General features: G+C 41.1%; 22 protein-coding genes. 16 read left to right on the top strand and 6 right to left on the bottom strand.

All coding sequences use genetic code 11. The features are described from left to right. The first annotated feature begins 87 nt into the window (after window positions 1–87). Window positions 88–513, top strand: coding sequence for a nucleoside deaminase (locus V7K55_RS13665; RefSeq protein WP_334832186.1), 426 nt, complete (start codon window positions 88–90; stop codon window positions 511–513). Window positions 514–760: 247 nt separating this feature from the next. Here V7K55_RS13665 and V7K55_RS13660 read toward each other — a convergent pair whose 3' ends face one another. Together V7K55_RS13660 and V7K55_RS13655 are read right to left on the bottom strand one after the other, a co-directional pair. Next, window positions 761–1,423, bottom strand: a complete 663-nt coding sequence (locus V7K55_RS13660) for a response regulator transcription factor (protein WP_334832184.1) — start codon at window positions 1,421–1,423, stop codon at window positions 761–763. Next, window positions 1,423–2,688, bottom strand: a complete 1,266-nt coding sequence (locus V7K55_RS13655) for a sensor histidine kinase (protein WP_334832077.1) — start codon at window positions 2,686–2,688, stop codon at window positions 1,423–1,425. Before V7K55_RS13655 ends, V7K55_RS13660 begins: the two co-directional genes overlap by 1 nt. Before the next feature lie 358 nt (window positions 2,689–3,046). Here V7K55_RS13655 and V7K55_RS13650 point away from each other — a divergent pair, with 358 nt between their 5' ends. The 3 genes from V7K55_RS13650 (at window position 3,047) to V7K55_RS13640 (ending at window position 4,904) form a co-directional block, all read left to right on the top strand. Continuing rightward, entirely contained in the window at window positions 3,047–3,565 is a 519-nt protein-coding gene (locus tag V7K55_RS13650; protein ID WP_334832075.1) for a Spy/CpxP family protein refolding chaperone, read from the top strand. Between the two features lie 481 nt (window positions 3,566–4,046). Beyond that, complete coding sequence (gene sipA / locus V7K55_RS13645) at window positions 4,047–4,289, top strand: regulatory protein SipA (RefSeq protein ID WP_094329425.1); 243 nt, start codon at window positions 4,047–4,049, stop codon at window positions 4,287–4,289. Window positions 4,290–4,346: 57 nt separating this feature from the next. Then, entirely contained in the window at window positions 4,347–4,904 is a 558-nt protein-coding gene (locus V7K55_RS13640) for a peroxiredoxin (RefSeq protein WP_334832182.1), read from the top strand. 37 nt (window positions 4,905–4,941) lie between these two features. Here the strand turns inward: V7K55_RS13640 and modA are convergent, their stop codons facing one another. Further along, window positions 4,942–5,736, bottom strand: a complete 795-nt coding sequence (gene modA / locus V7K55_RS13635) for a molybdate ABC transporter substrate-binding protein (protein WP_334832072.1) — start codon at window positions 5,734–5,736, stop codon at window positions 4,942–4,944. A 93-nt stretch (window positions 5,737–5,829) separates the two neighbouring features. Here modA and V7K55_RS13630 point away from each other — a divergent pair, with 93 nt between their 5' ends. After that, the gene (locus V7K55_RS13630; protein ID WP_334832071.1) at window positions 5,830–6,261 is read left to right on the top strand and encodes a TOBE domain-containing protein; all 432 of its coding nucleotides are present in this window, start codon (window positions 5,830–5,832) and stop codon (window positions 6,259–6,261) included. A gap of 41 nt (window positions 6,262–6,302) precedes the next feature. Here the strand turns inward: V7K55_RS13630 and V7K55_RS13625 are convergent, their stop codons facing one another. After that, window positions 6,303–7,922 (bottom strand): cyclic peptide export ABC transporter, encoded by a 1,620-nt coding sequence (locus V7K55_RS13625; RefSeq protein ID WP_334832070.1) that lies wholly within the window; start codon window positions 7,920–7,922, stop codon window positions 6,303–6,305. A gap of 330 nt (window positions 7,923–8,252) precedes the next feature. On the opposite strand from V7K55_RS13625, the gene hpnJ reads away from it, so the two are divergent. The 3 genes from hpnJ to hpnI all read left to right on the top strand — a co-directional run bounded on the left by hpnJ (window position 8,253) and on the right by hpnI (window position 12,008). Continuing rightward, window positions 8,253–9,707: a hopanoid biosynthesis associated radical SAM protein HpnJ gene (gene hpnJ, locus V7K55_RS13620; RefSeq protein ID WP_334832068.1), complete on the top strand. Its 1,455-nt coding sequence runs from the start codon at window positions 8,253–8,255 to the stop codon at window positions 9,705–9,707. Between the two features lie 77 nt (window positions 9,708–9,784). Then, window positions 9,785–10,660 (top strand): hopanoid biosynthesis-associated protein HpnK, encoded by an 876-nt coding sequence (hpnK, locus tag V7K55_RS13615; protein ID WP_334832066.1) that lies wholly within the window; start codon window positions 9,785–9,787, stop codon window positions 10,658–10,660. Window positions 10,661–10,790: 130 nt separating this feature from the next. Beyond that, a complete protein-coding gene (gene hpnI / locus V7K55_RS13610) occupies window positions 10,791–12,008 on the top strand; it encodes a bacteriohopanetetrol glucosamine biosynthesis glycosyltransferase HpnI (RefSeq protein WP_334832064.1) in 1,218 nt (405 codons plus the stop codon). A 116-nt stretch (window positions 12,009–12,124) separates the two neighbouring features. Here the strand turns inward: hpnI and V7K55_RS13605 are convergent, their stop codons facing one another. Continuing rightward, window positions 12,125–13,396 carry an ATP-grasp domain-containing protein gene (locus tag V7K55_RS13605; protein WP_334832062.1) on the bottom strand — a complete coding sequence of 424 codons (1,272 nt, stop codon included), beginning with the start codon at window positions 13,394–13,396 and terminating at the stop codon, window positions 12,125–12,127. Between the two features lie 208 nt (window positions 13,397–13,604). On the opposite strand from V7K55_RS13605, the gene V7K55_RS13600 reads away from it, so the two are divergent. From V7K55_RS13600 to minE, 6 genes are all read left to right on the top strand, one after another. Then, window positions 13,605–14,810, top strand: coding sequence for a glutathione S-transferase family protein (locus V7K55_RS13600; protein ID WP_334832060.1), 1,206 nt, complete (start codon window positions 13,605–13,607; stop codon window positions 14,808–14,810). Between the two features lie 265 nt (window positions 14,811–15,075). Beyond that, complete coding sequence (locus V7K55_RS13595) at window positions 15,076–15,738, top strand: hypothetical protein (RefSeq protein ID WP_334832058.1); 663 nt, start codon at window positions 15,076–15,078, stop codon at window positions 15,736–15,738. Window positions 15,739–15,912: 174 nt separating this feature from the next. Beyond that, complete coding sequence (locus V7K55_RS13590) at window positions 15,913–17,235, top strand: four-carbon acid sugar kinase family protein (protein ID WP_334832056.1); 1,323 nt, start codon at window positions 15,913–15,915, stop codon at window positions 17,233–17,235. 253 nt (window positions 17,236–17,488) lie between these two features. Further along, entirely contained in the window at window positions 17,489–18,523 is a 1,035-nt protein-coding gene (minC, locus tag V7K55_RS13585) for a septum site-determining protein MinC (RefSeq protein WP_334832054.1), read from the top strand. A gap of 288 nt (window positions 18,524–18,811) precedes the next feature. Further along, window positions 18,812–19,618: a septum site-determining protein MinD gene (minD, locus tag V7K55_RS13580; RefSeq protein WP_334832052.1), complete on the top strand. Its 807-nt coding sequence runs from the start codon at window positions 18,812–18,814 to the stop codon at window positions 19,616–19,618. A gap of 35 nt (window positions 19,619–19,653) precedes the next feature. Then, on the top strand, window positions 19,654–19,944 hold the full coding sequence (gene minE / locus V7K55_RS13575; protein WP_012410010.1) for a cell division topological specificity factor MinE: 291 nt from the start codon (window positions 19,654–19,656) through the stop codon (window positions 19,942–19,944). A 278-nt stretch (window positions 19,945–20,222) separates the two neighbouring features. Here the strand turns inward: minE and V7K55_RS13570 are convergent, their stop codons facing one another. Then, a complete protein-coding gene (locus V7K55_RS13570; protein ID WP_334832049.1) occupies window positions 20,223–21,542 on the bottom strand; it encodes a hypothetical protein in 1,320 nt (439 codons plus the stop codon). Window positions 21,543–22,403: 861 nt separating this feature from the next. Here V7K55_RS13570 and fmt point away from each other — a divergent pair. Both fmt and V7K55_RS13560 read left to right on the top strand, forming a co-directional pair. Continuing rightward, window positions 22,404–23,408: a methionyl-tRNA formyltransferase gene (gene fmt / locus V7K55_RS13565; protein ID WP_334832047.1), complete on the top strand. Its 1,005-nt coding sequence runs from the start codon at window positions 22,404–22,406 to the stop codon at window positions 23,406–23,408. Between the two features lie 293 nt (window positions 23,409–23,701). Continuing rightward, a complete protein-coding gene (locus tag V7K55_RS13560) occupies window positions 23,702–24,547 on the top strand; it encodes a fatty acid desaturase (RefSeq protein ID WP_334832045.1) in 846 nt (281 codons plus the stop codon). Window positions 24,548–24,578 lie beyond the last annotated feature (31 nt).

The following is a 24,578-nucleotide window of genomic DNA, read 5'->3' as shown; positions in this document are numbered from 1 at the left end:
TTCGACCATTAACTAATCTTAATCCCCAGTTATAGCATTAGAAATACGATATTATTAATCATTATCCTTATGTTAACAGCAGCTTATATGAACCCAGAATATTTTATGCGTTTAGCTTTGGCAGAAGCAAAAGAAGGAGATGCACCTTATGGTGCTGTGATTGTTAAAGATAACGAAGTCGTTGCCGTAGGTCATAATACTGTTATAAGAGACAACGATCCATCAGCCCATGCAGAAATCAATGTCATTCGTAGTTTAACAGCTAAACTTAAAAACCCTTCTTTAGAAGGTTATAGCATATATACAACTGGCGAACCTTGTCCGATGTGTGCAACTGCTTGTGTTTGGAGTGGTTTATCAGAAATTGTATATGGTGCTTCAATTCAAGATTTAATCTCGATAAATCAATCTCAAATTAACCTATCTTGTGAAGAGATAATTGCTAAGTCATTTAGGAGTATCAAAGTCACCAAAGGCATTTTAAAGCACGAATGTTTAGATTTATTTAAATAGGCTGTAGTTTAATTCGACATTTTTCATAACATAATTTGGTTTATTTGATTTTTGAAATATGCGTAGTGGCGCGGCAAGGCTAAAATGTTGCAATAGATTTTAGAGAAAATTGAGATAAATCAATATTTTTTGCTTCGTCGCTAATGCACAACTTTAGGCTTGCCACGCCAGTAGCGTAACGCACAACCCCAACTTATTTTTTCAAAAATCAAATATAATTCCTATAGAGATTAAAATTACGAATTATTTAACTTGCCTCATTCAAATAAGGTAAATATGTATTTGCCCAAATCGCCGCTTGAGTGCGATCGCGCAAATTTAACCGATTTAGAATATTCGTCACATGATTTTTGACCGTACCCTCAGAAATGTAGAGTTGTTGAGCAATTTCTCGGTTACTAGCGCCTGTAGCAATTAACCGCAAAACCTCTTTTTCTCTGGGAGTAAGTTCGGCTAAAGTTGATGGTACAGGCGGTGACTGAGTTATTATACCATTAGAAAACTGAGTTAATAGCTTTTTAACTATACCCGGGCCTAATTGAGTATATCCTTTATAAACAGCACGAATAGCAACAGCTAATTCTTCTGATGGTGTATCTTTCAATAAATAACCCATTGCCCCATTTTGCAATGCTGCTGATACATATTCATCATCATCAAAAGTTGTCAGGACTAAAATTTTAGTTTTGCCAAAACGTTTTTGAATCTCCTTCGTGGCTGCAACTCCATCCATAATAGGCATTCTAATATCTAGCAATACGACATCTGGCTGGCATTCAGCAACCAAATTAATTGCCTGTTCACCGTTTTCTGCTTCTCCGACTATCTCTAAATCTGGTTCTAATTCTAATAACGCTCTTAGTCCTTGACGAATTAAACCTTGGTCATCTACCAACAATACTTTAATCATCATCTCAACCTCATTAAAGGAATATTAACTGTAATTTTGCAACCAGAACCAGGAGCGCTATTAATATTCAACTCACCTCCAAGTGCTAAAGTGCGATCGCGCATACTATGAAGTCCAAAACCAGTAGTATTTTGCCCTAAATCAAAACCTCTACCATTATCCTGAACTATCAATCGCAAATTTCCTCTGATCGTAGCGAGTTCCAGTTTAACCTCGGTCGCATAAGCATATTTAGTTATATTTGTCAAAGATTCTTGAATAATCCGGTAAATAGCAGTATTGATTTCAGGTGGTAGAGAATATTCTAGGTTAATTTGGCAAATTGGTAAAATGCCATTAGAGCGATGAAAATTTTCTGAAAGACTAGCGATCGCACCATCTAAAGATTGCTCTTGTAAGGGATTGTAACGCATAGTAGAAACAGATTGGCGGACATCTTTTAGCGCCTTGGAACCTAATTCTTTTGCTGTTGCTAGAAATGTTTCAGCCTTACCTGGGTTAGACTGCCACAGTTTTAAAGCTGTTTCTAATTGTAGATTTAAAGCAGTTAGAGAATGTCCTAACGAATCATGAATTTCACGAGCAATGCGGTTACGTTCTTCTAAGGTAGCTTGATTTTCAATTCGCATGGCATATTCGCGGAGTTTTTCATTAGCGATCGCTAACTTTTCTCGGCTGTGGCGTTCAGATAATACTGCATTCATCATCAACAACACAAACACCAAACTTAAGCCAAATACTAGCGACCAATTTAAGCTAAGAAATCGAAATTTTTCTTGTGCTTGTGGAGATGCTTGTAAATTGAATAACTGATATTTTAACTGTGTCGTAAATAGAAATAACGTAAAGGCTAGAGATGTAACAAATAAGCGTCCAGGTAAGTTAAATATTAGGCAACTGCGAGTAACTAAAATTATGTAAAGAAAGGGGAAAAGACGAGCAAATCTTTCACCAAACAATCCAGTAGTTAAAATTAATAAAATTTCAATAACCGTGTATATTATTTTAGATTTTTTGCTCTTTATAGGTAATATTAAGCCCATTAATGCAAAAATAACCAGACTATAAATTGATAGTTCTGGCAATAGATTGCAAACTGATAAGTCTGGAAATGTACTACAAATTGATAGCTCTGGATGTTTGGGATGAAATCGCCGTAACGGAGGTGGGATAACAGCTGTTAATGCAGTGATAGCCAGTAGTATCCACTCCAGATAAAGTAGAGATGGAAAAGGATGCTTGTTAATTTTAATTCGACTATTCATCAGTCATTTTGCTCCAGTAAATGAATGAGTTAAGAGTTTGGAGTTATAAATTCTAACTCTTTGAACGTTTACTTCGACAGTTTAAATTTTTCACTAAATGAGTAATTAATCGTAAATGCAGAGTATAAAAACACTATACAATAAGCTAAATAATGATTGATAAATCAATCATTATAAAAATATTCATCATTTATAACTTCTAACTCCTAACCCCTAACTATTTATTGTCAGTCAAATTTGTCAAAATTCAATCATGACTAAAGTCATGGGTAAAACCATGACCTTCTCCTCATGTAACTACTAAAGATAAGTTCTTATGATGGTGACAACCAACCAGGAAAAACCCACAGGATAAGTAATGAAACTCAAAGTATTATCGCTAGTCGCTGGAGCGATCGCTCTAACTTTAACTGCAACCTCCTTTGCTGTTGACGCTCAAACAGCCTCTCCTTCACCCTTGTTACTGGCACAAACTCCACAAAAAGAAAGAGGCCCTTGGAAAGACTTAAATCTAACAGATGCCCAAAAAACCCAAATTCAGACAATTCGCCGCGATGGCCGCACCAAAATGGACGCAGTGTTCACCCCAGAACAAAAAGCAAAATTAGAAGCGGCGAAACAAGCGCATCGGGCTGAGTGGCAAGCGCGTAAGGCTCAGGGGCAAACAGGTCAAGGGCAACCAGGTCAGCATCATGGTCGCAAAAAAGGTAATTTTGCTGATTTAAATCTGAGCGAAGCACAGAAAACCCAAATGCGACAAATTCGGGAGTCTGAGAAACAACAGATTCAAGCAGTCTTAACCCCCGAACAGCGCCAGAAAATAGAGCAATTCCGTCAAAATGCTCCTTCTCGCCGTCAACAAGGCAATCCTCAATAATAATTTTTCAAAAAAAATAATTCTGGGATGGGCAGTAATGCCCATCTCATCCCAAGATAGATTGGCAACCAGAATTACTGTGGCACTTACCTCTGACTGATGTCCAGTCATTATTTTCCACAGTCAAAAATTAATAGACTTCTTGCAGAAGATGCGGAAAGGGGATAAAATTTTCCCCTTTCCCTTTCCCTTTTTTAGAGTGTTCCAAAAAATAAATGATCCAAAACCTGTCATTGCGTTCGCGTAGCGTCTCGTAGAGAGCGAAGCGAAGCAATGACAATTGGGCATTTTTTTACTTGGAGTATTCTTAGGATTAGTTCTTTCAAAGTAACTTCTAAAATATCTGCTTTCCTCTCTGCGCTCTCCGTGCCTCTGCGGTTTAAAAGTGATTTATTAAACCACATCTGCCTAATTCCCCATTTACTAGACTTTCAAGATAGTTATGAGTTATGAGTTAATCAAAACTCCTAGCTTGATTAAGATGTCTCAAGAATTCGCAATTGGTAGTAAAGTGCGGGTTGTGGCACTACCGCCCTACGTCAAAACAGCTGAACCTATGCCCATGCTGCGCCCCCCTGATGTTATTCGCATTGGTGAAGAGGGGATAGTGATTGACCGCCGTCCTGGTGGATATTGGGGTATTCGGTTCACCAGAGGAGCCTTTCTGCTAGATAGCCAATACATCGAAAGCACAGATAACCCTCCCAAATCTGACTCTAAGTGAGATTTGTAGCAACCAAGAATTGTAAACTTGTGTAAAGTTATGATTCTGGTTTACACCATGATTTCCCGCCGCACTTTTTTAAACATATTATTTGCCAGCTGTATTTCTGTCATCAGCTGGCTGAACTTTACCCCTGTTGCTGATGCTTTTGGTGGTAAACTTCCTGCAATTAATCAACCCGCACCAGAGTTTACTTTGCCAACTAACACAGGTGATGGCAAAATTTCCCTCTCTGACTTGCGCGGTAAGTGGCTAGTCCTCTACTTTTACCCTAAAGACTTCACCTCTGGTTGCACCATAGAAGCTCGTCGTTTTCAGCAAGACTTACCTCAATACCTTGATAAAAATACCCAAATTATTGGCGTAAGTGCTGATGACATTGATTCTCACGCCAAATTTTGTGATTCAGAGGGACTAAAATTCCCACTATTGGCTGACACCGATGGTTCAGTGAGCAAAGCTTATGGTTCGTGGCTCGGTTTCTTATCGAGCCGCCATAGTTTTATCATCGATCCTCAAGGCATCTTGCGCGAGACTTTTGTCAAAGTCAACCCAAACATTCACAGTTTAGAAGTGCTGGCACGATTAGAAAAGTTGCAATCCACGGCTTCTTAGACCTCAATTAAGATAAGGGGCTTAAGCCCCTTGTTCTTCAACGTACAATAAACCCATATTTTCTGAGTACATTCTTCGCTTGACTGTCAGATAAAAACTGGATAAATTCTTTGGCTGCGGGAATATTTTTACTGCTTTTAATTACTGCCATTGGATAGACAATTGGTGAGTGAAACTTATCGTCAGCAGCAACTACGACTTTTACCTTATTGGAGATTTTGGCATCGGTGGCATAAACTAAACCAGCTTCGGCGTTACCACTTTCCACTGCTGCTAAAACTTGACGCACATTGTTAGCAAAAACCAATTTGGACTTTACCCGATCGTAAAGTTTCAATTTCTTTAAGACTTGCTCCCCATATTGACCAGCAGGTACACTTCTGGGTTCACCGATCGCAATTTTTTTAATTTTACTATCTGTTAAATTGTAGAAGCTACTAATGCCAACAACATCCTGAGCCACAATCAAGACTAAACGGTTATTTGCCATGTTAGTCCGGCTACCTGGTACCAAAAGTCCTTTTTGTTCTAAGGCATCCACTTGTTTTTTGCCAGCAGAAATAAAGATGTCGGCTGGCGCACCTTGCTCAATCTGTTGCTGCAAAGCACCAGAAGCCCCAAAATTATAATTAATGTTGACATCTGATTTACTTTGTTGGTACAAAGGCTTAATTTCTTCCAGTGCCTCTTTTAAGCTGGCGGCTGCGGACACGAGGATAGTGGTGTTTGACTGTGCTATTACAGGAGAAGGAGTAACTAACGGTAAACCAATTGCCAAGAACAAGCCAGCAACTGCTACACCCAGGAAACCAAGAATTTGTCTTCTTTTCATAGAGTAAGGGACTTGAGAGGTTTTTTCTAAAATTGATGCTAGGTAGAATCGTACCAATAATACCAAGATTTTCCCAACTATATCGGTAAAATTATGCCTAAAAAAGAACAAGGCTGGGTCACATTCCAAACCTCAGAAGAGGAACGAAAGATTTTAGAAGAGTTTTGCGGCCAGTCTCAGCGAACCAAGACCGAAATTCTGCGGGAATTGGTACGCGGTCTTAATCAACACTCTTCACCATCCAATTCCCTACCAACTGAGCAACATATCTACACTCAAAACCCTGAGATAGAAATTAGTACTCAAAAGAAATCACTCAAAGTTAGCTCCCGCAATATTCTCAAGGGTGTTATTAAACGAGTTGTTACAGGAGCAGTTAATAGTGAGGTGACACTGGAGATTATTCACAGAGTTGAGTTAACTTCGATTATCACCAGAGTATCGGTAGAAGAGTTAGATTTGTCTGAGGGGAAAGAGGCTTATGCCGTTATTAAGTCCAACGATATAGTTATTGCCAGAGAATAGGAGTAGGAAAAGATTTGTGATTTTACTCCAATACTCTGGGATTAAGTTTTGTCAGACTCGATTTTTCCATAGTCAAGTTTAATAATTCGGTTGGCTAAATGAAAATAGCGGTCGTCGTGGCTAATCACTAGTACTGTTTTGCCCCGCGATCGCAGTTCGGGTAGGATCTGAGTGTAAAATATTTCCTTGAATACTGGATCTTGATCGGCTGCCCACTCATCAAATAGATAAATTGGTCGATCTTCCAAGTAGGCTGTAAGCAAAGCTAGTCGTTTCCGTTGTCCTTGAGAAAGTGCTGTGGTGGAAAGTTGCCCATTTTCAATTTTCACCTTATGGTCTAGTTGCAGTTGTTTTAAATATTTTTTGGCTTGAGCATCCAAGTCAGCATTTTTTAATCCCAAAAGTTCTTCAAATAAATAAAAGTCGGAAAACACCACGGAAAAATGCTGCCGATACCATTCTCGGTTCTGTTCGCTAATTAACTCATTATCAAACCAAATTTCGCCATTTTCAGGGATATAGAGGCCAGTAATTAATTTAGCTAATGTAGATTTACCGCTACCATTACCGCCGACAATAAAGACTAATTCTTGAGGAGAGAGTGTCAAATCGATGGGGCCAAAGGTAAAGCTATTGTCTTCTTGAACTGTGTAGTAAGTGTGGGTAACACTTTTAAATTTTAAGCTGTGCCAATCATCTTTCAGAGCAGGTGGAACAGTTGATATTTCAGTTCGACTAGCTAGAGATAAACCCAATGACTCGATTTTTTGCAAGGCAATACTGGCTTTGCTTAATAGGGGAAGTTTGCTGATGATGTTATCCATTGGTAACACCAAATAAGTGAAAGTTAAAATGTAACCAGAAAGAGTTTCAGAATTGATGGTAAGCAGATTCGGCAACACGAATAGGACAAAACCGAGGGCAAAAAAGAATATGAGTTGACCCCAGCTTGAAGTTATGGCAAAAAGGGTCAGACCGTTAACATTGTGATGACGAAACTCGTTAGCAGTTGATTGCAGTTTTTCTGCTAAAAAGTCTTCACGTCGCCTGTAATTTAGTTTGAGTTCCTTGACTCCTTCGGTAATAGTGCGAAAGTGTTTAAACAGATGATCCTCATCTTCACGAGCTAGAGCTAGCAATTTCCCGCCTCTGTTGAGTAGCCACTGACAACTAGCGATCGCAACTACTGAAATCCCACAAACCATCAACAATACTAACCAAGACAGCCAAGTTATGTACGCTATGCAGCCCAGGACGATCGCTAAATTAATAAAAATGAAAGGCATCTGATAAACAGCATTAGCAACCGCTTGAATATCTTCTGTGAGAGTTGCCAATAATCGAGGATTCCCTAAGCGTTCTAGATGACTCAATTCCGAAGCGAGAATCTGGCGACTCAAACGCATCCGTAATTGCAAAACGGCATTCTGAGAAAGACGAACTAGCATCACTTGAGAAATGATACTGGTAATCAGTGCAACGATCGCCAGCCCCACAAAACCCCAAGCGATGGATGTGTAGCGGGAAGCGGAACTACTACTTGCTGTATGACTAATTAAGGCAATTAAGCCAGCGCTACTACCGCCACTCAAAAATCCGGTAGCGATCGCGATCGCTACCATCCCCCACGAAGAACGCAAAAGAAAGTAAATCAAATTCATGACAGATGCCTATACCCAGTTTGGATACAACAAAAAATGAAAATCTCCCTTTTTATGTGCCATGTGCGATTTCCACAATAGTTGTTTGCCAACCAATTAAATTTGCATTACTAGGGTAAATTTTATATTCTACCAGTTGAACACCCATTTCTTATCTCTCCGTGTTCTCTGCGCCTCTGCGGTTCGATTAAAAAATATTTTTTGCTCAAGAGAGAGAAATAGAAAATTTAATAAATCATTTACCACTGCGATCGCATCTGCTGCCCTTTAGGTTTTATCCTAAAGAAGTATTAAGTAGAACCTCCGAACTATATACAAGGAAATATACCTGTGAAAAAAACTTTGTTTCTCAGTCCTCCTTCCTTCGATGGATTTGATGGTGGCGCAGGTTCTCGATACCAAGCCAAGCGCGAAATTACTTCTTTCTGGTATCCGACATGGCTGGCGCAACCCGCAGCCCTTGTGCCTGGTAGCAAGCTGATTGATGCACCCCCACACGATCAAACAGTAGAAGATGTCATCGAAATTGCTCAAGATTACGAGCTAATTATCATGCACACCAGCACGCCTTCGCTGCCTAATGATGTGAAGTGTGCCGAGACAATCAAGGCTCAAAACCCTAATGTCAAGATTGGCTTAATTGGAGCGCACGTAGCAGTATTACCAGAACAGACGCTACTTGAAAACCCAATCATTGACTTCGTGTGTCGTCACGAATTCGACTATACCTGCAAAGAAATAGCCGAAGGTAAATCTTGGGAAGAAATCACAGGTTTAAGCTACCGCGATCGCCAGGGTAATATCCGTCATAATGAAGACCGCCCCTTGATTCACGATTGGGATTCTATGCCCAGTGTCTTGCCGGTTTATCACCGCGATTTGGATATTACGAAATACTTTATTGGCTACTTGCTGCATCCATACATTTCCTTTTATACTGGGCGGGGCTGTCCGGCAAAATGTACCTTCTGCCTTTGGCCGCAAACAATTGGCGGACACTTATACCGCACTAAAAGCCCAGAAGCAGTTGGGCGCGAGATGGAAGAAGCGAAAGCGATCTTTGGCGACAAGGTGCGAGAATATATGTTTGATGACGACACCTTTACTATAGACAAACAGCGGGCGATCGCAATTAGCGAACATCTGCGGCGACTCAAACTGACTTGGAGTTGTAACGCTCGTGCCAATCTCGACTATGACACCCTCAAAAAACTACGCGATAACGGCTTACGCCTACTTTTAGTCGGATTTGAATCTGGGAATCAGCAAATTTTAGATGGGATTAAGAAAGGAATCAAGCTAGAAGTAGCGCGGAAGTTTATGGAAAATTGTCATAAACTTGGCATCACCGTACACGGCACATTTATCATTGGTTTACCCGACGAAACCCCACAAACAATTGAAGAAACAGTCCGGTTTGCTTGTGAGATTAGTCCTCATACAATTCAAGTTTCCATCGCCGCTCCCTATCCTGGAACAGAACTTTATCGTCAAGCACAAGAAAATAATTGGTTTAGCAACAGTTCCTTAGTTGCTAGTTCAGGAATTCAAATGTCTACACTGCAATATCCAAATCTCTCTAGTGCTGAGATTGAGGATGCAGTTGAGAAAATGTATCGTAAGTTCTACTTCCGTCCCAGAGCGATTATCCCAATTGTTGGTGAAATGCTCACCGATCCGCAAATGTTAGTGCGCCGTTTGCGTGAAGGACGAGAATTTTTCTCATACTTGAAAGACCGTCGCACTCAAGCAACAGCGAAAGCAGAATCAGTAGTTGTTGGTTAGTTGTTCATTTTGAATTTTGGATTGGATCAGCATCAGTCTAACTCAATAGCTCAATTATCAGAAAAAATACAGAATATATGCAAGCACAGCGATTCGCCATCATGAATGGTGATGACTTTGGTTTCTCTGAAGGAGTTAATCAAGCAATTATCAAAGCACACAAAGAAGGAGTGCTAACTAGTACCAGCCTGATGGTGAGCGCTGAGGCTGCAAAAGAGGCTGTTACTTTGGCAAGCAACCATCCAAACCTGGCTGTTGGACTACATCTGGTGTTGGTATGTGGACGCTCCGTCTTACCACCAGAGCAAATTCCTCATTTAGTTGACAAAGAAGGTAACTTTTCCAACAGTCCATTTTTTGCCGGGTTGCGCTATCAATTTGTCAAAGAAACCCGTCAAGAACTGCGCCAAGAAATTCGCGCTCAATTAGAAAAATACCGTTCTACTGGTTTGCCTCTTTCTCATGTAGATGGACATTTGCATTTGCATATACATCCAGTAGTTTTGCGTATTTTAGTTGACCTGGCGGCAGAATTTGATATTAAAGTAATTCGTCTTCCCAGTGAAGAACTGGGAATGACCTTGAGAGTTAATCGCAGTCATCTACTGACAAAGCTAGTTTGGTCAGGAGTATTTGGCAGACTACGCCGCTATGGGGAGAAACTGCTAGAGTCCCAAGGTATTAGCTTTACCCAAAGAGTTTATGGTTTATTGCAAACTGGAGGCATTACAGAGGAATATTTGCTTGGGTTGATACCCCAAATTCAGGCAAACTTGGTGGAGATTTACTCTCATCCAGCGATGCCTGTGGCGGGTTTCGCCAACGCAAATGGAGAATTAGGGACAGGCGAAGCAGAACTGGCTGCATTGTTAAGTCTTCAGGTACGCGAAGCGCTCCTGAATAACGGCTTTGAAATTACCAACCATCATTTACTATCCCAACGTACCACCTAAATTTGATTTTCCATAATTCAGAGTAATAACTTTGTCATCCAAATCCTATGTAACGTACATACAAAAATCCTAAACTTATCGGCAGTGAATCGAGAAAAGGCTAATACTAATTGTCTGGTAATGAATAGCTATGTTTGCATCTACCTTCTTAACAAATTTTCACCTGTTTATCATTTATTTTCTCTTGATTTTGTCCATATTATCTGTTTGGTTTTATTGCTATGCAATTTATGCAGCAATAACTTTTTTTGCTGATCCCCGGCCAATTGATCTAGAGTTTCATCCACCTGTTAGTATCCTCAAACCCATTTGTGGAATTGATAGGGATGCTTATGAAAACCTAGCCTCATTTTGCCAGCAGGACTATCCAAAATATCAAATCATCTTTGCTGTGCGAAACTCTCAAGACCCTTGCATAGAGGTTGTAGAGAAAATTATCCAGAATTTTTCAGATTTGGATATTTTGCTGATTGTAAGCGATCGCGTCATCGGTACAAACCTAAAAGTTAGCAACTTGGACAATGCCGTAGCCAAAGCTAAATACGAAATTTTAGTCCTTGCTGATAGTGATATTCGAGTTGGAACAGACTATTTGCAGAGAGTTATCCAGCCGTTGCAAGACGAAAATGTTGGTGTAGTTACCTGTATGTATCGAACCTTAGCTCAAGGATGGATATCGACATTAGAAGCTATTACTACTACTACTGAGTTTCATGCTGGGGTTTTAGTCAGCAATATCCAGGAGAATGGTATAAAATATGCCTTTGGTTGCACCATTGCCATCCCTAAAAAAGTACTAGAAGCTATTGGTGGATTTGAAGCAATTGCAGATTATCTGGCAGATGATTTCCAACTTGGCTATCTACCTGTCCAAGCAGGTTACAAAGTTGTGCTTTCTGATTACATAGTTGAACATCTACATGAAAGCAACACCTTAATTGATGTCATCAAGCGCCAGACTCGTTGGGCGTTTTGTAAACGAGTTTCTCGTCCTTGGGGTTACCTAGGACTAATTTTTACCTATGGTGTCGTCACTAGCTTGCTGCTGCTAATTGCCACGAATGGTTCAACACTAGGATGGCTAGCACTATGTATCTGTTGGGTAACAAGATTGGTGATGGCTTGGGTTGTTGGTACTATCTGTTTGAAAGATCCAATAGTCAAAAGGTTTTTTTGGCTGGTTCCTGCGTGCGACTTGTCAAGCTTTATTATTTGGTGTTTTGGCTTTATTGGCAACACTATAGAGTGGCGAGGACAACAACTGAAGCTAACTAAAAATGGAAAGCTATTAGTACCAAAAGACAAAAGTTATGAGTTATCAATTATTAACTATAGGAATCCGGTTTGATTTATGAAAGTGAATCAGGTATTTGGTTCTGGTATTTTAGAAAGAATTCTTAATAGTTGGGGTTATCAATAATGCCTACTGTAGATATTCTTGATAACCTGCATCAGTACTATCCCTTAAGAGAATAGTTGTAATCCCTTATTCTGTAATTTCTGCTCAATAGACTGCATTTGTTCGATAGTTTCTCCAGTAGCAATCGCATAAAGTTCTGTATAGATTTTTCCGTATTTGACTTTCTCCAAAGCCGATAGAATAATCAAGTCTTTGCGATCTAATTCTGGTTTGAGGGTTAGGAGAATTGATTCTAATGTCCCCTCCATTCGGTAGCTACCAGAATATTTAGCTACTCCTTTTCCCAGTCGCAGTAGAGTATGGCGCTGCAAACACAACGAAGTCGAGCCATTAACTCGGAAATTGGCATCAATTGCATAAAGCTGTCCGTCTTGATTTTCTAGCACATCAAAGCCAATCACGCCGAAATACCCGTGTTTGTGAGCATACTGACCAACGTTGGTAATCATCTCAAAGAACTTGCTCATGTCAGTTTTGCGGTAGTCAATTAGTCCCCCTAAATAGTTGCCTTCTGGAGTAACGAGTTGTCCAGTAGTGCCGATGAGGGTTATCTCCCCCGCTTTGTTGACATAGAACTGTACGCAGTAATTTTGCACCTCATTCTTGACGAACTCCGAGACAATAATCGTATCAAGCAATTTAATAGCAAGATATTTTCTAATTTCTTCAAGGCAGTAGTTTAGATCGCTGGGACTTTTGATGATATAAGTACCTTCGCCTGAGAGTCCGTGCGATGTTTTGATTAAATAGGGGAATTGCGGTAACTGGATGTCTTGGAGGTTGACTTGGTGCAGATTGTAGGTCTTGTATTTTGGACATTGCACGCCCAGTTCGTCTAGTGTTACTTTACTAAGTAAGCGATAATGGGTGTCTGAATTAACAGCGTGTTTTTCGGGTTTTAAACGATCGAAGGGAAATAGAGTAATGAGTTTATCAAAACGTTCGTTGCTGCCCAGATCGTCTAGATAAGTTGAGCAGTCCATTATCTCAATATTGGAGTGATTGAATCCGAAATGCTCTTGCCAGTATTCCAGCAGCAACCTTGGTGGCGGAATAATCACAATTCCAGGAATGCCCTCGCCTAACACAGCCAAATTTTTCCAAGGTTCCTTTTGGCAAATCTTATCAAAGGAGGTTTTGGTGGCTTCACTACTGCCATCTTGAATAAAATATTTTTTCCGGTTGGGATAAGCAGCCCAACTCGCAGTTGCAGGGTAATTTAAGATAAACCCATAAGATGCATCTGTGATATCTTGAGCAAACAAATCAGAAAGAGAGCTTCCTTGGAAGTATTGAAAGTTATATTTTGAGTTCATTAATTTCTCTGATAAATCGGACTGACACCGAATCATACACAGTATTTTGAGTGTAAACACAGATAGTTCATCCCAATAGAGCCACTATCCTAAAATTCCAATATCTTTTCCAAATGGGCGAACCTATCGGTTAAATTAAGCCTTGGTGTAATTGAAAATATTGTAGAGTCAAGAAAAGTCCTAAGTATTGGCCTACACAATTCACCCTATGACTACCGCACCCTTAAGCTGGCAAGAACTAGAAACCCTCACGGACTATCAAATAGATACCGTTAATGGTCTCACCAACGCTAAAGCCAGGTTGCGCTTGTTTGGTCAGCGCGAATCTGATGTGCGGGTAACGCTGTACCGAGATAACCACGCCTGGTGTCCTTACTGTCAAAAAGTTTGGTTATGGCTAGAGGAAAAACAGATCCCCTATCGCATCGAAAAAGTGACAATGTTCTGTTATGGGGAGAAAGAAAGTTGGTACAAACGTAAGGTACCATCAGGAATGCTCCCCGCGATCGAGCTAGATGGACAGATTATTAAGGAAAGCGATGACATTTTGATCGCTTTGGAAAAGGTATTTGCTCCATTGAGCCAAGGGATGGAAGACTGGACGGTGCTACCTCTACGTCAATTAGAAAGACTTTTATTTAGAGCCTGGTGCGCTTGGCTGTGCTACCCACCCGTTTCCTCTCAACAAGAACAACGCAACCGAGAACAATTTATCGGAGTGGTGACTAGGGTAGAGGAGGCTCTGGGTCGCACCCCAAGCCCTTATTTTCTAGATAGCTTCGGCATCGTCGATGTCATTTTTACGCCATATCTCGAACGGATGAATGCGAGCCTTTACTACTACAAGGGCTACTCCCTGCGGGAAGAAAACCCTCGCTTGAGCGCATGGTTTGCAGCAATGGAAAGCCGAGCTACCTACTGCGGTACTCAGAGCGACTTTCACACCCACGCACATGATTTGCCTCCCCAGATGGGGGGCTGTTGGGAAAACCGCGAAACCCAGATGCTTCTCAATAAAGCGCGGGTGGATAACGGCCCCTGGTTTGGACTACCAGATGTTACTTATCCAGAACCGGAAAACTCCCGCATGGAAGCTCTTCAACGAACTATCGAGCATCGCGTCAATATTATCCGAGTCAACCCTTTAGATGATAAATTGTTTGACCAAGCCCTACGTTGTGCTTTAACACACATGATGACAGGTAAAGACTGTGTACCTCCGTCGGGATCTGATGTCGCTCTCCGATATTTGCGCGATCGCATTAATGTACCGCGAGACATGTCCATCTACGCAGCCAAGCGATTGAGGGAATCCCTGGAAAAAACCGCAGCCCTTGCGGGTGATGGGCAGCCAGACCCCATTCCCACTAAGCATCGACGAGATCAAGACCCGTCTAACTTTGTCAGAAAGTAGGATTCAGCATTCATCCTGGCAGATCGCGCTCCTTTAACAGCCAGCTAACAGTTATCTTGGTTTCAAGCTTTGACTCCCATTCTGATAATGATAAATGCGATCGCCTACATCAGTACGGCATTGTATCCAAAAATGCTTTTTAGCTTTATGCAGTCGTGTTATACAGTTTGCTTGTTTTTTATCATTACGTAACCATCCATTGCTTCTCTACCAAACCCGATTAAAATAAATACGCAACTTGGGCTTCCATAGGAGTTATCCAGCCGTGCAGCCGGACTTAATAGGTTTGGAAATTAGTAAGGGGGAACTGAGACGTTTGACTGGATTCGATTCAGAAGACGTTTTCCGTCCCTCTGTTTTGCGAGATAGCAAGAAGCGATTAGGGTTTTTGCTCAATGAATTGCTGGTGACGCTGGCGCTAACGCCCATAATTGTGGGCTTTATTTACGCATTTATTATTCTGCCAACAATTGGTTCTTCAATTAAATTCGGAATTCTTTTACTAATTTTAGTGCCAATGCCGATATTAGTGGGGCGATGGCTATGGCGACAATTGACCTGTCCCGAAGGACTGACAATACTTTTAGATGAAGTAGATAAATATCATGACCTGGTTCACGCTATAGATATTAATGACCAATTGGCAGCATCAGGAAATTTAGAAAGTAGTATCCATGACCGAGATAAAGTAACCGCAGCCCTGCAACTGATTAGAGAAGATTTAGTCCGCGCTCTGAAAACAGAACGAATTTTGCGAGATAATAAAAGATTGCTTGCTAATAACCAAGAGTTATTTGTGAATAATTTAGCCAGTCTGCAAGCTTTACAAGTTAGTAGTCAAGCAGGCGAATATGCTCAACTGCTAAATCAATCATTGCAAATTGCGATCGATGTGCAAGCAGAAATCAGAAAATTGCAGAAAGGCTGAGTGGATGTTTGTAAAGCTTGGGCGACTAGAAGTCGCAGCTACACAAACAAAACCTGCCTCCGCAGGTTAGAAAACCATTGATTTATTAGTCCACGGAGGTGGACTTTGCTTGTGTAGTCGCGAATTCTATTCGCCTAATACTTTTAAAACATCCTCTAGGTAAAAATTACTTAAATGAGCAACAAACCCAAAATAATTGTCCTGGATGACGATCCTACGGGTTCTCAAACAGTCCACAGCTGCTTGCTATTAATGCACTGGGATGTGGACACTTTACGCAGTGGGTTACAGGATGATTCGCCGATTTTCTTTGTGCTGACTAATACTAGATCGCTAACGCCAGAGTCAGCTGCATCTGTCACCAAAGAAGTTTGCCAAAACCTGAAAATCGCCTTGAATGCGGAAGGAATTGACGATTTTCTGATCGTCAGCCGTTCTGATTCTACTTTGCGGGGGCATTATCCTGTTGAAACTGATGCGATCGCCCAAGAACTTGGCCCTTTTGATGCTCATTTCCTTGTCCCGGCATTTTTTGAGGGCGGACGCATCACCCGCAACAGTGTGCATTACTTAATTATTGCTGGTGTCCCCACCCCAGTCGATGAAACCGAATTTGCCCGTGATTCCGTCTTCAGTTACCATCACAGTTACTTACCCAAGTATGTTGAAGAAAAGACTCAAGGACGAATTAATGCCGAAGCTGTAGAAAGGTTTCTCCTAGCCGATATTCGCGCTGGTAGTTTGGAACGCTTGTTACAACTGAGTGGTAATAAGTGCGCTGTCGTCGATGGTGAAACTCAAGCCGATCTCAACCGCTTTGCAGTAGACATATTAGCAGCAGCAAGTCAAGGAAAACGCTTTCTGTTTCGCAGTGCCGCAAGTATTTTAACGGCTTTAGCCGCTTTACCACCCCAACCGATTGCTGCCGAAAACATGGCGCAATACGTGCGTCAAGGTAAACCAGGGGCGGTAATTGTTGGTTCCCATGTGAAAAAGACTACTCAGCAGCTAGAGGCGCTATTGCAAGTACAAGGAACCGTGGGAATCGAAGTCAATGTAGCGCGATTGCTTGATGATGTAAATCAGTTTGCGGCACTGCTAACGGAAATTCAGGAAAGGACGCGGGCGGCACACGAAGCGGGCAAAACACCAGTAGTTTATACTAGCCGTCAGGAATTGAGTTTTAAAGATATCAATACCCGATTGGAGTTTGGGGCAAAAGTTTCAAGTTTATTGATGGATATTGTGCGGGGTTTACCATCTGATATAGGATTCTTAATCAGCAAGGGTGGCATTACCTCTAATGATGTCTTGAGTACTGGACTAACCTTAACTTCAGCCCGGTTACTCGGTCAAATTTTAGCTGGTTGTTCAATGGTGTTAACTCCATCCGATCATCCCCAGTTTCCTGATTTGCCTGTGGTGCTATTTCCAGGTAACGTTGGCGATGCTGATGCTTTGGGGATAATTTATCAAAGGTTGACTAAACAATCTTGAGTGTTGAGTGAAGATGATGATAATTCTGAACTACTCCCTTCCTGCTAGAAGATAATTTTTTTAACAAACTGCCAAGGACGCATTCGCGTAGCGTCTCGTAGAGAAGGACGCAAAGGAAAATACAAGTAATCTTATGGCGGGAAAGGAGTAATCTATCCTCTGTACTTTTTTACCTGACGATGTTGTTGAATTTTCCAACTGATCTAATATTGGTAATGATTCGGAGTGTCCCTTGTCTTTTGGCTAGTACTGCATGACTTCTGATCCTACGATTCCCAATCTAAAGTCAAATTCTGCACTTCCTAATGCAGAATCAAACTCTATTATTTCGGGGGTAGAGGTGAATCCTACTGTTTCTGATGTAGAGTCAGATCCTATCCCCCCTGATGCGGAGTTAAAATCCGTCCTCCTTTATTTAAAATCGAATACTGTCTTTGAGGATGTAGAGTCAAATCTTGCTAACCCAGATGTTGAGTCAAGTACTGATGCAGCATCAGATGATTTTATCCTTACTGATTCAAATCCCAATGAGTCAGCAGTATCAGGGTATCGCGTAAATGACAATACCCAAGTCCAGTTAAAAAGTAAGGAGGGACGACTTTTATTAATTTTGCCCCCGGAATCTCAAGTATCTGCCTCAGAACTCAGTTGGTCTGATATTTGGCAACAAATCAGGCAACGTTTGAATGCAGGCGATCGCTTTCGGATCGCTAATACTCCCGTACATCTGATGGCACAAGACCGCCTAGTAGATGCCAGACAACTCCAAGAACTCGCCGAGGCTTTAAGTGAAGTCCAACTGCGACTCATATCTGTCTCAACAAGTCGCCGACAAACTGCGATCGCTGCCGTCACATCTGGGTATTCTGTAGAGCAATTGCAGCCCATAACTTCCCTGAATACAGAGCCAGAAGCTACAGCTACACCCCAGGCAGATGCCCTCTATCTAGAAACAACAGTCCGCTCTGGAGTAGAAATTCGTCATCCTGGTACAGTAATTATTTTGGGAGATGTAAACCCAGGTGGTATTGTAATTGCAGATGGAGATATTATCATCTGGGGTCGTTTACGTGGAATTGCTCATGCTGGGGCTGGAGGCAATCGTGAGTGTCTGATTATGGCTTTGCAAATGGAACCTACCCAATTACGGATCGCAGATGCTGTAGCTAGGGCACCAGAAAAATTACCGATGCAATTTTCTCCAGAAGTGGCACATATTATGCCCCAAGGGATTCGCATTGCTAGAGCTAGTGATTTTTCTAGAAACCAATTTACTAAGAGCAATTAGTAGCCCTGAATATTTACCTAAAATCTGAAGAATATGAAGGATGAAATATAGCGGTTTTCATGTAGATGGAATACACTACTCTAATCCCTATCCCTAGCGTTGTGTATTTCACACGACCGAGCGTAGACGCAAAGCAGCTTGTCGCCAAACATCGCAATCAAAAAATATTTATCCCTCGCCCAAATCAGGGAGATCAGATATTTCTTCATACTTGATACGATACTTCATACTTTATACTGCAATTTACAGTTTTATATTTCCTGAACCCTCATTGACCGCATTTCTATCATGACTCGCATTATAGTGATTACCTCCGGTAAAGGAGGAGTGGGTAAAACCACAGTTTCAGCAAATCTGGGCATGGCTTTAGCCAAAATGGGTCGTCAAGTTGCCTTGGTTGATGCGGATTTTGGTCTGAGAAATTTGGATTTGCTGCTAGGGCTGGAAAACCGCATCGTCTATACTGCGGTGGAAGTCTTGGCCAGAGAGTGCCGCTTAGAACAAGCCTTGGTGAAAGATAAGCGCCAACCCAATCTCGTACTCCTGCCGGCAGCCCAAAATCGCTCCAAAGATGCAGTCACACCAGAACAAATGAAGTTACTGGTGAATGCCCTAGCCCAAAAATATCAGTACGTAATCATCGATAGCCCCGCCGGTATTGAAAATGGGTTTAAAAATGCGATCGGCCCGGCAAAAGAAGCACTAGTCATCAGCACGCCAGAAATTTCTTCAGTTCGTGATGCCGACAGGGTAGTTGGGTTACTAGAAGCACAAGGTATCAAGCGTGTTCATTTAATAATTAACCGCATTAGACCCGCAATGGTGCAGGCAAATGATATGATGTCAGTGCAAGATGTTCAGGAACTTCTCGCCATTCCCCTGATCGGGGTAATCCCTGACGACGAGCGTGTTATTGTATCTACCAATCGCGGCGAACCCTTAGTGTTAGCTGATAATCCATCTTTAGCTGCAACAGCCTTTGAGAACATTGCTCGTAGATTAGAAGGGGAAAGTGTCGAATTTCTGGAGATCGACTCGTCCCAAGACAGCATCTTCGCCCGTATACGAAGGTTGTTCAGGACGAAGATTGTTTAACTTACTTTTCCAGTCTCCGCGCAGACCTATTCGTAATGATTGAACTTCTAGAAAAACTTTTTTCTCGCGGCCCTGATAGCAGTCGAACTCAAGTTAAACGTCGCCTGCAATTGGTGATTGCTCACGATCGCGCTGACTTAGATCCTCAAACGTTGGAAAAAATGCGGAAAGAAATCCTAGATGTAGTCTGTCGCTATGTCGAAATTGAGACAGAGGGCTTGGAGTTCTCCTTAGAAAGTAACCAACGAACTACAGCTTTAATTGCTAATTTGCCCATCCGGCGGGTCAAAGGAGCCATCCCTGAGTGGGAAAGGGGTGATAAATAAGTTTTTATAGTTTTAATTTTAATCCTGTATAACTTAATACCATAAAGTATGATGTGTAATTAGGAAATGTTTTATTTTTTGCAATACCTTTGCTCATTTATGAGGCTTAGGAATAGAGTTTAGCAGGTATATAACGTGCGATCGCTGTTATCATATCTGCGCTTTTACACTTATTCTTAGGCTATCTAAACTCAGGAACGCCAAAAATATTTACCACATAATAAAAAATCCCGTTGTCAGTAATGAAGACAACGGGAGTATATAAATTTTTCTATAAACTATCGGTAGGCGACTTGTGGTCCTGCCCAAACTTCCGTAACCTTTTTACCAAAAGTAATCGGCTGATCGTCGTTTGTTGTAGTGATAGTCTTACCATCATTAGCAACTTGCATTAGCGGCCAGTTTTCTTCGCCCAATTCACCTGCACGGAACAGCACACGATCTGGTTGGCTTTTACTCCAACCTAACAATACTGCAATTTTTTCATGTTCTTCCTCATTAGCAGGAGCAACTGTATTGGCGTGATTTTTTTGTCGATCCCAAATCACTGCACTATCTGTAGAATCGCCTGTGTTAAATATACCCTCAAACTTGCGTGCTAAGAAGCGATCGCCTTTTTCCGACCAACTTACTGGAACTAATACCCCAATTTTGCCACTTGTGTCAGTTTCTTCTGACAATGCCGCCTTTACAGCTTTTACCTTTAATAAAGGATCGCTAACAGGAGTAGTTGAAGCCATTACCCACAACTTCTTAGTTTGCATATCTTGAACAAACAGAACGCTGGTAACACGGCTGTTGTACATTTCGGGCTTTACTTCTAATTGTACCCGGCTATAAACAGCATATTTACCATCAGGAGAAACCACCGGTACGCTGCGGTAGTGGCGGACTCCAGAACCACCCTTGGAACCAATAGCCTCTTGAGTCGCTGTAATCCATTTCCAAGGAATAGGATGAGGACTGCCTAATGGATCTATTTGTTCTGCTTGGGACTCATCAACTGGTTCAGCAGCAGGTGTCTCCGTCGTTGTGGTTGGTTGTGATTCTCTAAGAGTTGGGGCTATTTGAGTTGCTATCAATGATTTGGTCAAAGATTTATCTCTAGAGAGAGAATTTTCTTTTCCTTTCAAAGACTTGATATTAGCAGCTTTGAGTTTTTGTATTAGATTAAGCTGACTAACAGGAACATCTGTTAATGGTGCAAGTTCGACTGCTGCCAAAGTATTAGGAAAAGTTAAATCGCTATTTGATACAGAAGCATCTGCTTGAGCCAAAGACTCAATTTTATCCGATGGTAATACTTGCGGTTCAAGAACCGCAGTACTTTGAGTTGGTACAGGATCGGATTCTTCTGTTGATGAGTTGATTTGATCTGTTTTTGATATTTCAGCTATCTCAGGTTCCTCAACTACAGCTATTTCCTTTGATACAGAGTCAGAATCTCCAGTTATCGAAGTTAGTTTAGCTACTTCTGATTTTACAGGGAACGAGTGAGCCGATGCCCCTAGTAAGGGTGCAATCAGTATCACAACGACAACGTAATTTAGAAATGGTTGTGCGCGGAACCATCCTGACAGCAAAAGGGGTTTAAGCATTTGTAGACTCTCTAGAGGGGCGGTTGCTATGTGAGAAGCAATACCTATGCAGCAATGGGGCAAGCAGTAATTATATGTATAACAAGAAACTAAAAACTTTGACGATATATTTCCTTCAAAGTTTGCAGAGTTTTACAAAAATTAAGTATCATTGTCCACACCTTTTCTTACTCAGGTACTGAATGTTTTTTTGCAAAAATATGCGAGTATAGTAAAAATGCTGATAACTCAGTAATTACTACACTATATATAATCCTGCTGTTGTTATACCTAACCAAACCAAAAATAGGTATTAGTCAAGGGATATTACAAGTTATGGGTGAGGCAATGACGCTGGCAATTAGAAGTGAGATAACTTAGTTATTGGGGATCGTACTAGCGATCGCTAGTACACAGCAAACAAGCCAGGTTACACACTAAATATAACAGCGCAAACCCTCATGATGGTAAACGTGAGGCGTTACATGGAAAGCTGGGAAAGCAGACGCATAATAAATCATACTCAGAAAATATTGCTATCAGCAACCCAAAGTCATAAATTGCAATCTCAACTACAGAAATAGCTAGAAGATGCAATAGTTTTTTGGAAACCCAACTGTATTTAATACCAATTTGGGTTAAACATCGGGAACACAACAAAATTGACTTGGTAGATGCTCTAGTGGCTCGTGACGAGACACCACTAAACGACTAGATTAACTAAAGGCAGATGCAGTTTATGCTACCTGTTACACTTCTAAACTTAACTATTAAGTTAATCAAGTAGGCTTTTAGTTTCACTAATACGAAAATATTGTACCACCAAACAGCCGATATTATTTACCATTAACTAATAACTAACGATTAACAACTAAATCATTAATGAAAATTGTATTCTTTGGTACACCGCAGTTTGCTGTACCCACCTTGGAAAAATTATTGAATCATTCAGAGTTTGAGGTGCTGGCGGTTGTCACCCAACCAGATAAACGCCGGGAACGCGGAAATAAACTTACACCAACACCCGTAAAAGCGATCGCTACTGCTCACAATTTACCAGTATGGCAACCTGAACGAGTGAAAAAAGACACCGAAACTTTAACCAAACTCAAACAGTTAGATGCAGATGTGTTTGTTGTTGTCGCCTATGGACAGATATTATCGTCAAAAATCTTGAATATGCCAAAATTGGCCTGCATTAACGTGCATGGCTCGATTTTACCCAAATATCGGGGTGCAGCGCCGATTCAGTGGTGTTTGTATAATGGTGAGAGTGAAACGGGGATCACAACCATGTTAATGGATGTGGGGATGGATACCGGGCCAATGCTACAAATAGCCACTACACCGATCGGATTACTGGATAATACTCAATATTTAGCCGACAGACTAGCGGCGATTGGTGGAGATTTGTTGGTAGAAACTCTGTTGAAGTTGGAACGTCAGGAAATTCAGCCAATTCCCCAAGATAATTTGTCAGCTACTTATGCACCTCTGATTCAAAAAGAAGATTATGGTTTAGATTGGTCAAAAAGCGCCATCCAATTACACAATCAAATTAGAGGCTTTTACCCTAACTGCACGGCTACCTTTCGTAACAACTTGTTGAAAATCACCGCTTCGGTTCCCCTTGGTGCTGTAGGCGATCGCAACCTCCCACCAGAATTACAAGAGTTGATGCATAAATTGCCTGATTTGTCAAATATATCAGACAGGCCGGGAGTTGTAGTTAACATTGTCAAAGGAATTGGTGCGATTGTTCAAACTGGGGAAGGTTTGTTGCTGTTGCGAGAGGTTCAGTTAGCTGGTAAACGTCCTCAGTTGGGATGGGATTTTGTTAATGGTAGCCGCTTAACTGTGGGAGAAGTTTTTGGTGCTGGGAGTTGAGGGGGATGAGGTTTTTCACTGTTCCCACTAAAACAGCTTTGTTGCTTGACACTCTCAGATATGAAGACACTGAGATTCTTAAATAGATTAAAAAATCTAAACTTCAAAGGCATTGTCAAAGTGCCCCTAGATGCTTGTTGATGATACTGGTTTTGTTGCTTCCATTTATTACATCAAGTTGACAAATTGATGATTTACCAGGAACATTGGCCATTTGGTATCAATTCAAAACTGCCACATTTAAAGTTCGCTAACTGTGAAATAATATACTTAACTATTCAAGAAGGTTTGTAATGGTAAATAAGGCTAGAAACTTTATTGAACGCAGCGATCGTAGAGGCTTCTTTGTACTATTTAGGAACTGGAGTAGCATCATCCTCATTACTGCTTTTAGCATTTGGGGAAATAGTTTGCCGCTCTATATTATTTCGATATGGCTCATCGGAGCTTTTCAGTATGGGTTAGGAGAAGCTCTCGTACACGAAGCCTCTCACTACAATCTTTTTACGAGGCGATCGTGGAACGATCGCTTGGAATTTCTCTATGCACTTCCTTTTTTTACTACAATATCAAAATATCGAGAACTACATTCGCGTCATCATAAGTATTTTGGGCAACCTCAAGATTCTAAAGTTCAATCTTATGAAAAGCTGGGCTTTTTAAATGCTCGATATAGCGTTTTCTTCCTCTGGTTTGTTAAGCCGATTATTGGATATGCTGGTTTTGAATCCCAATTCTTGACCCACAATGCAGATTACAACAGATTTTTTGACCGAAAGGTTCTTCTGTTTTGGATGCCAGTTGTTTCCCTCTTTTATTGGACAGGGAATCTTCATATTTTATTGTTGTACTGGTTTGTTCCCCTTCTATGGACTTTCAGCAGCTTTATTTACTGGGAAGGTATAGACCAGCACTATGGTACTATCTCTGGAACGCGAACTAATATCGGTTTTCTGAGGAATTATTTTGGACATAATATTGGATATCACCACGTTCACCATATCTGTCCCTCCGTACCCTGGTACAATTTACCAGAAGCTCATAAAGTTTTATGTTCAGAAGTTACTGATATTTCTCATGGTTTTTTTGACACCTATCAGCAATTAAAAACATATCGGCAATTAAAAATTGATTGTTAAGTCAATTACAGTTTATTTATTTGTAAATGTG

The organism is Nostoc sp., assembly GCF_036919895.1.
Taxonomy (GTDB): domain Bacteria; phylum Cyanobacteriota; class Cyanobacteriia; order Cyanobacteriales; family Nostocaceae; genus Nostoc.
Note: the sequence above shows the minus strand (reverse complement) of the source record. Positions and strands in the feature narration are given on the sequence as shown.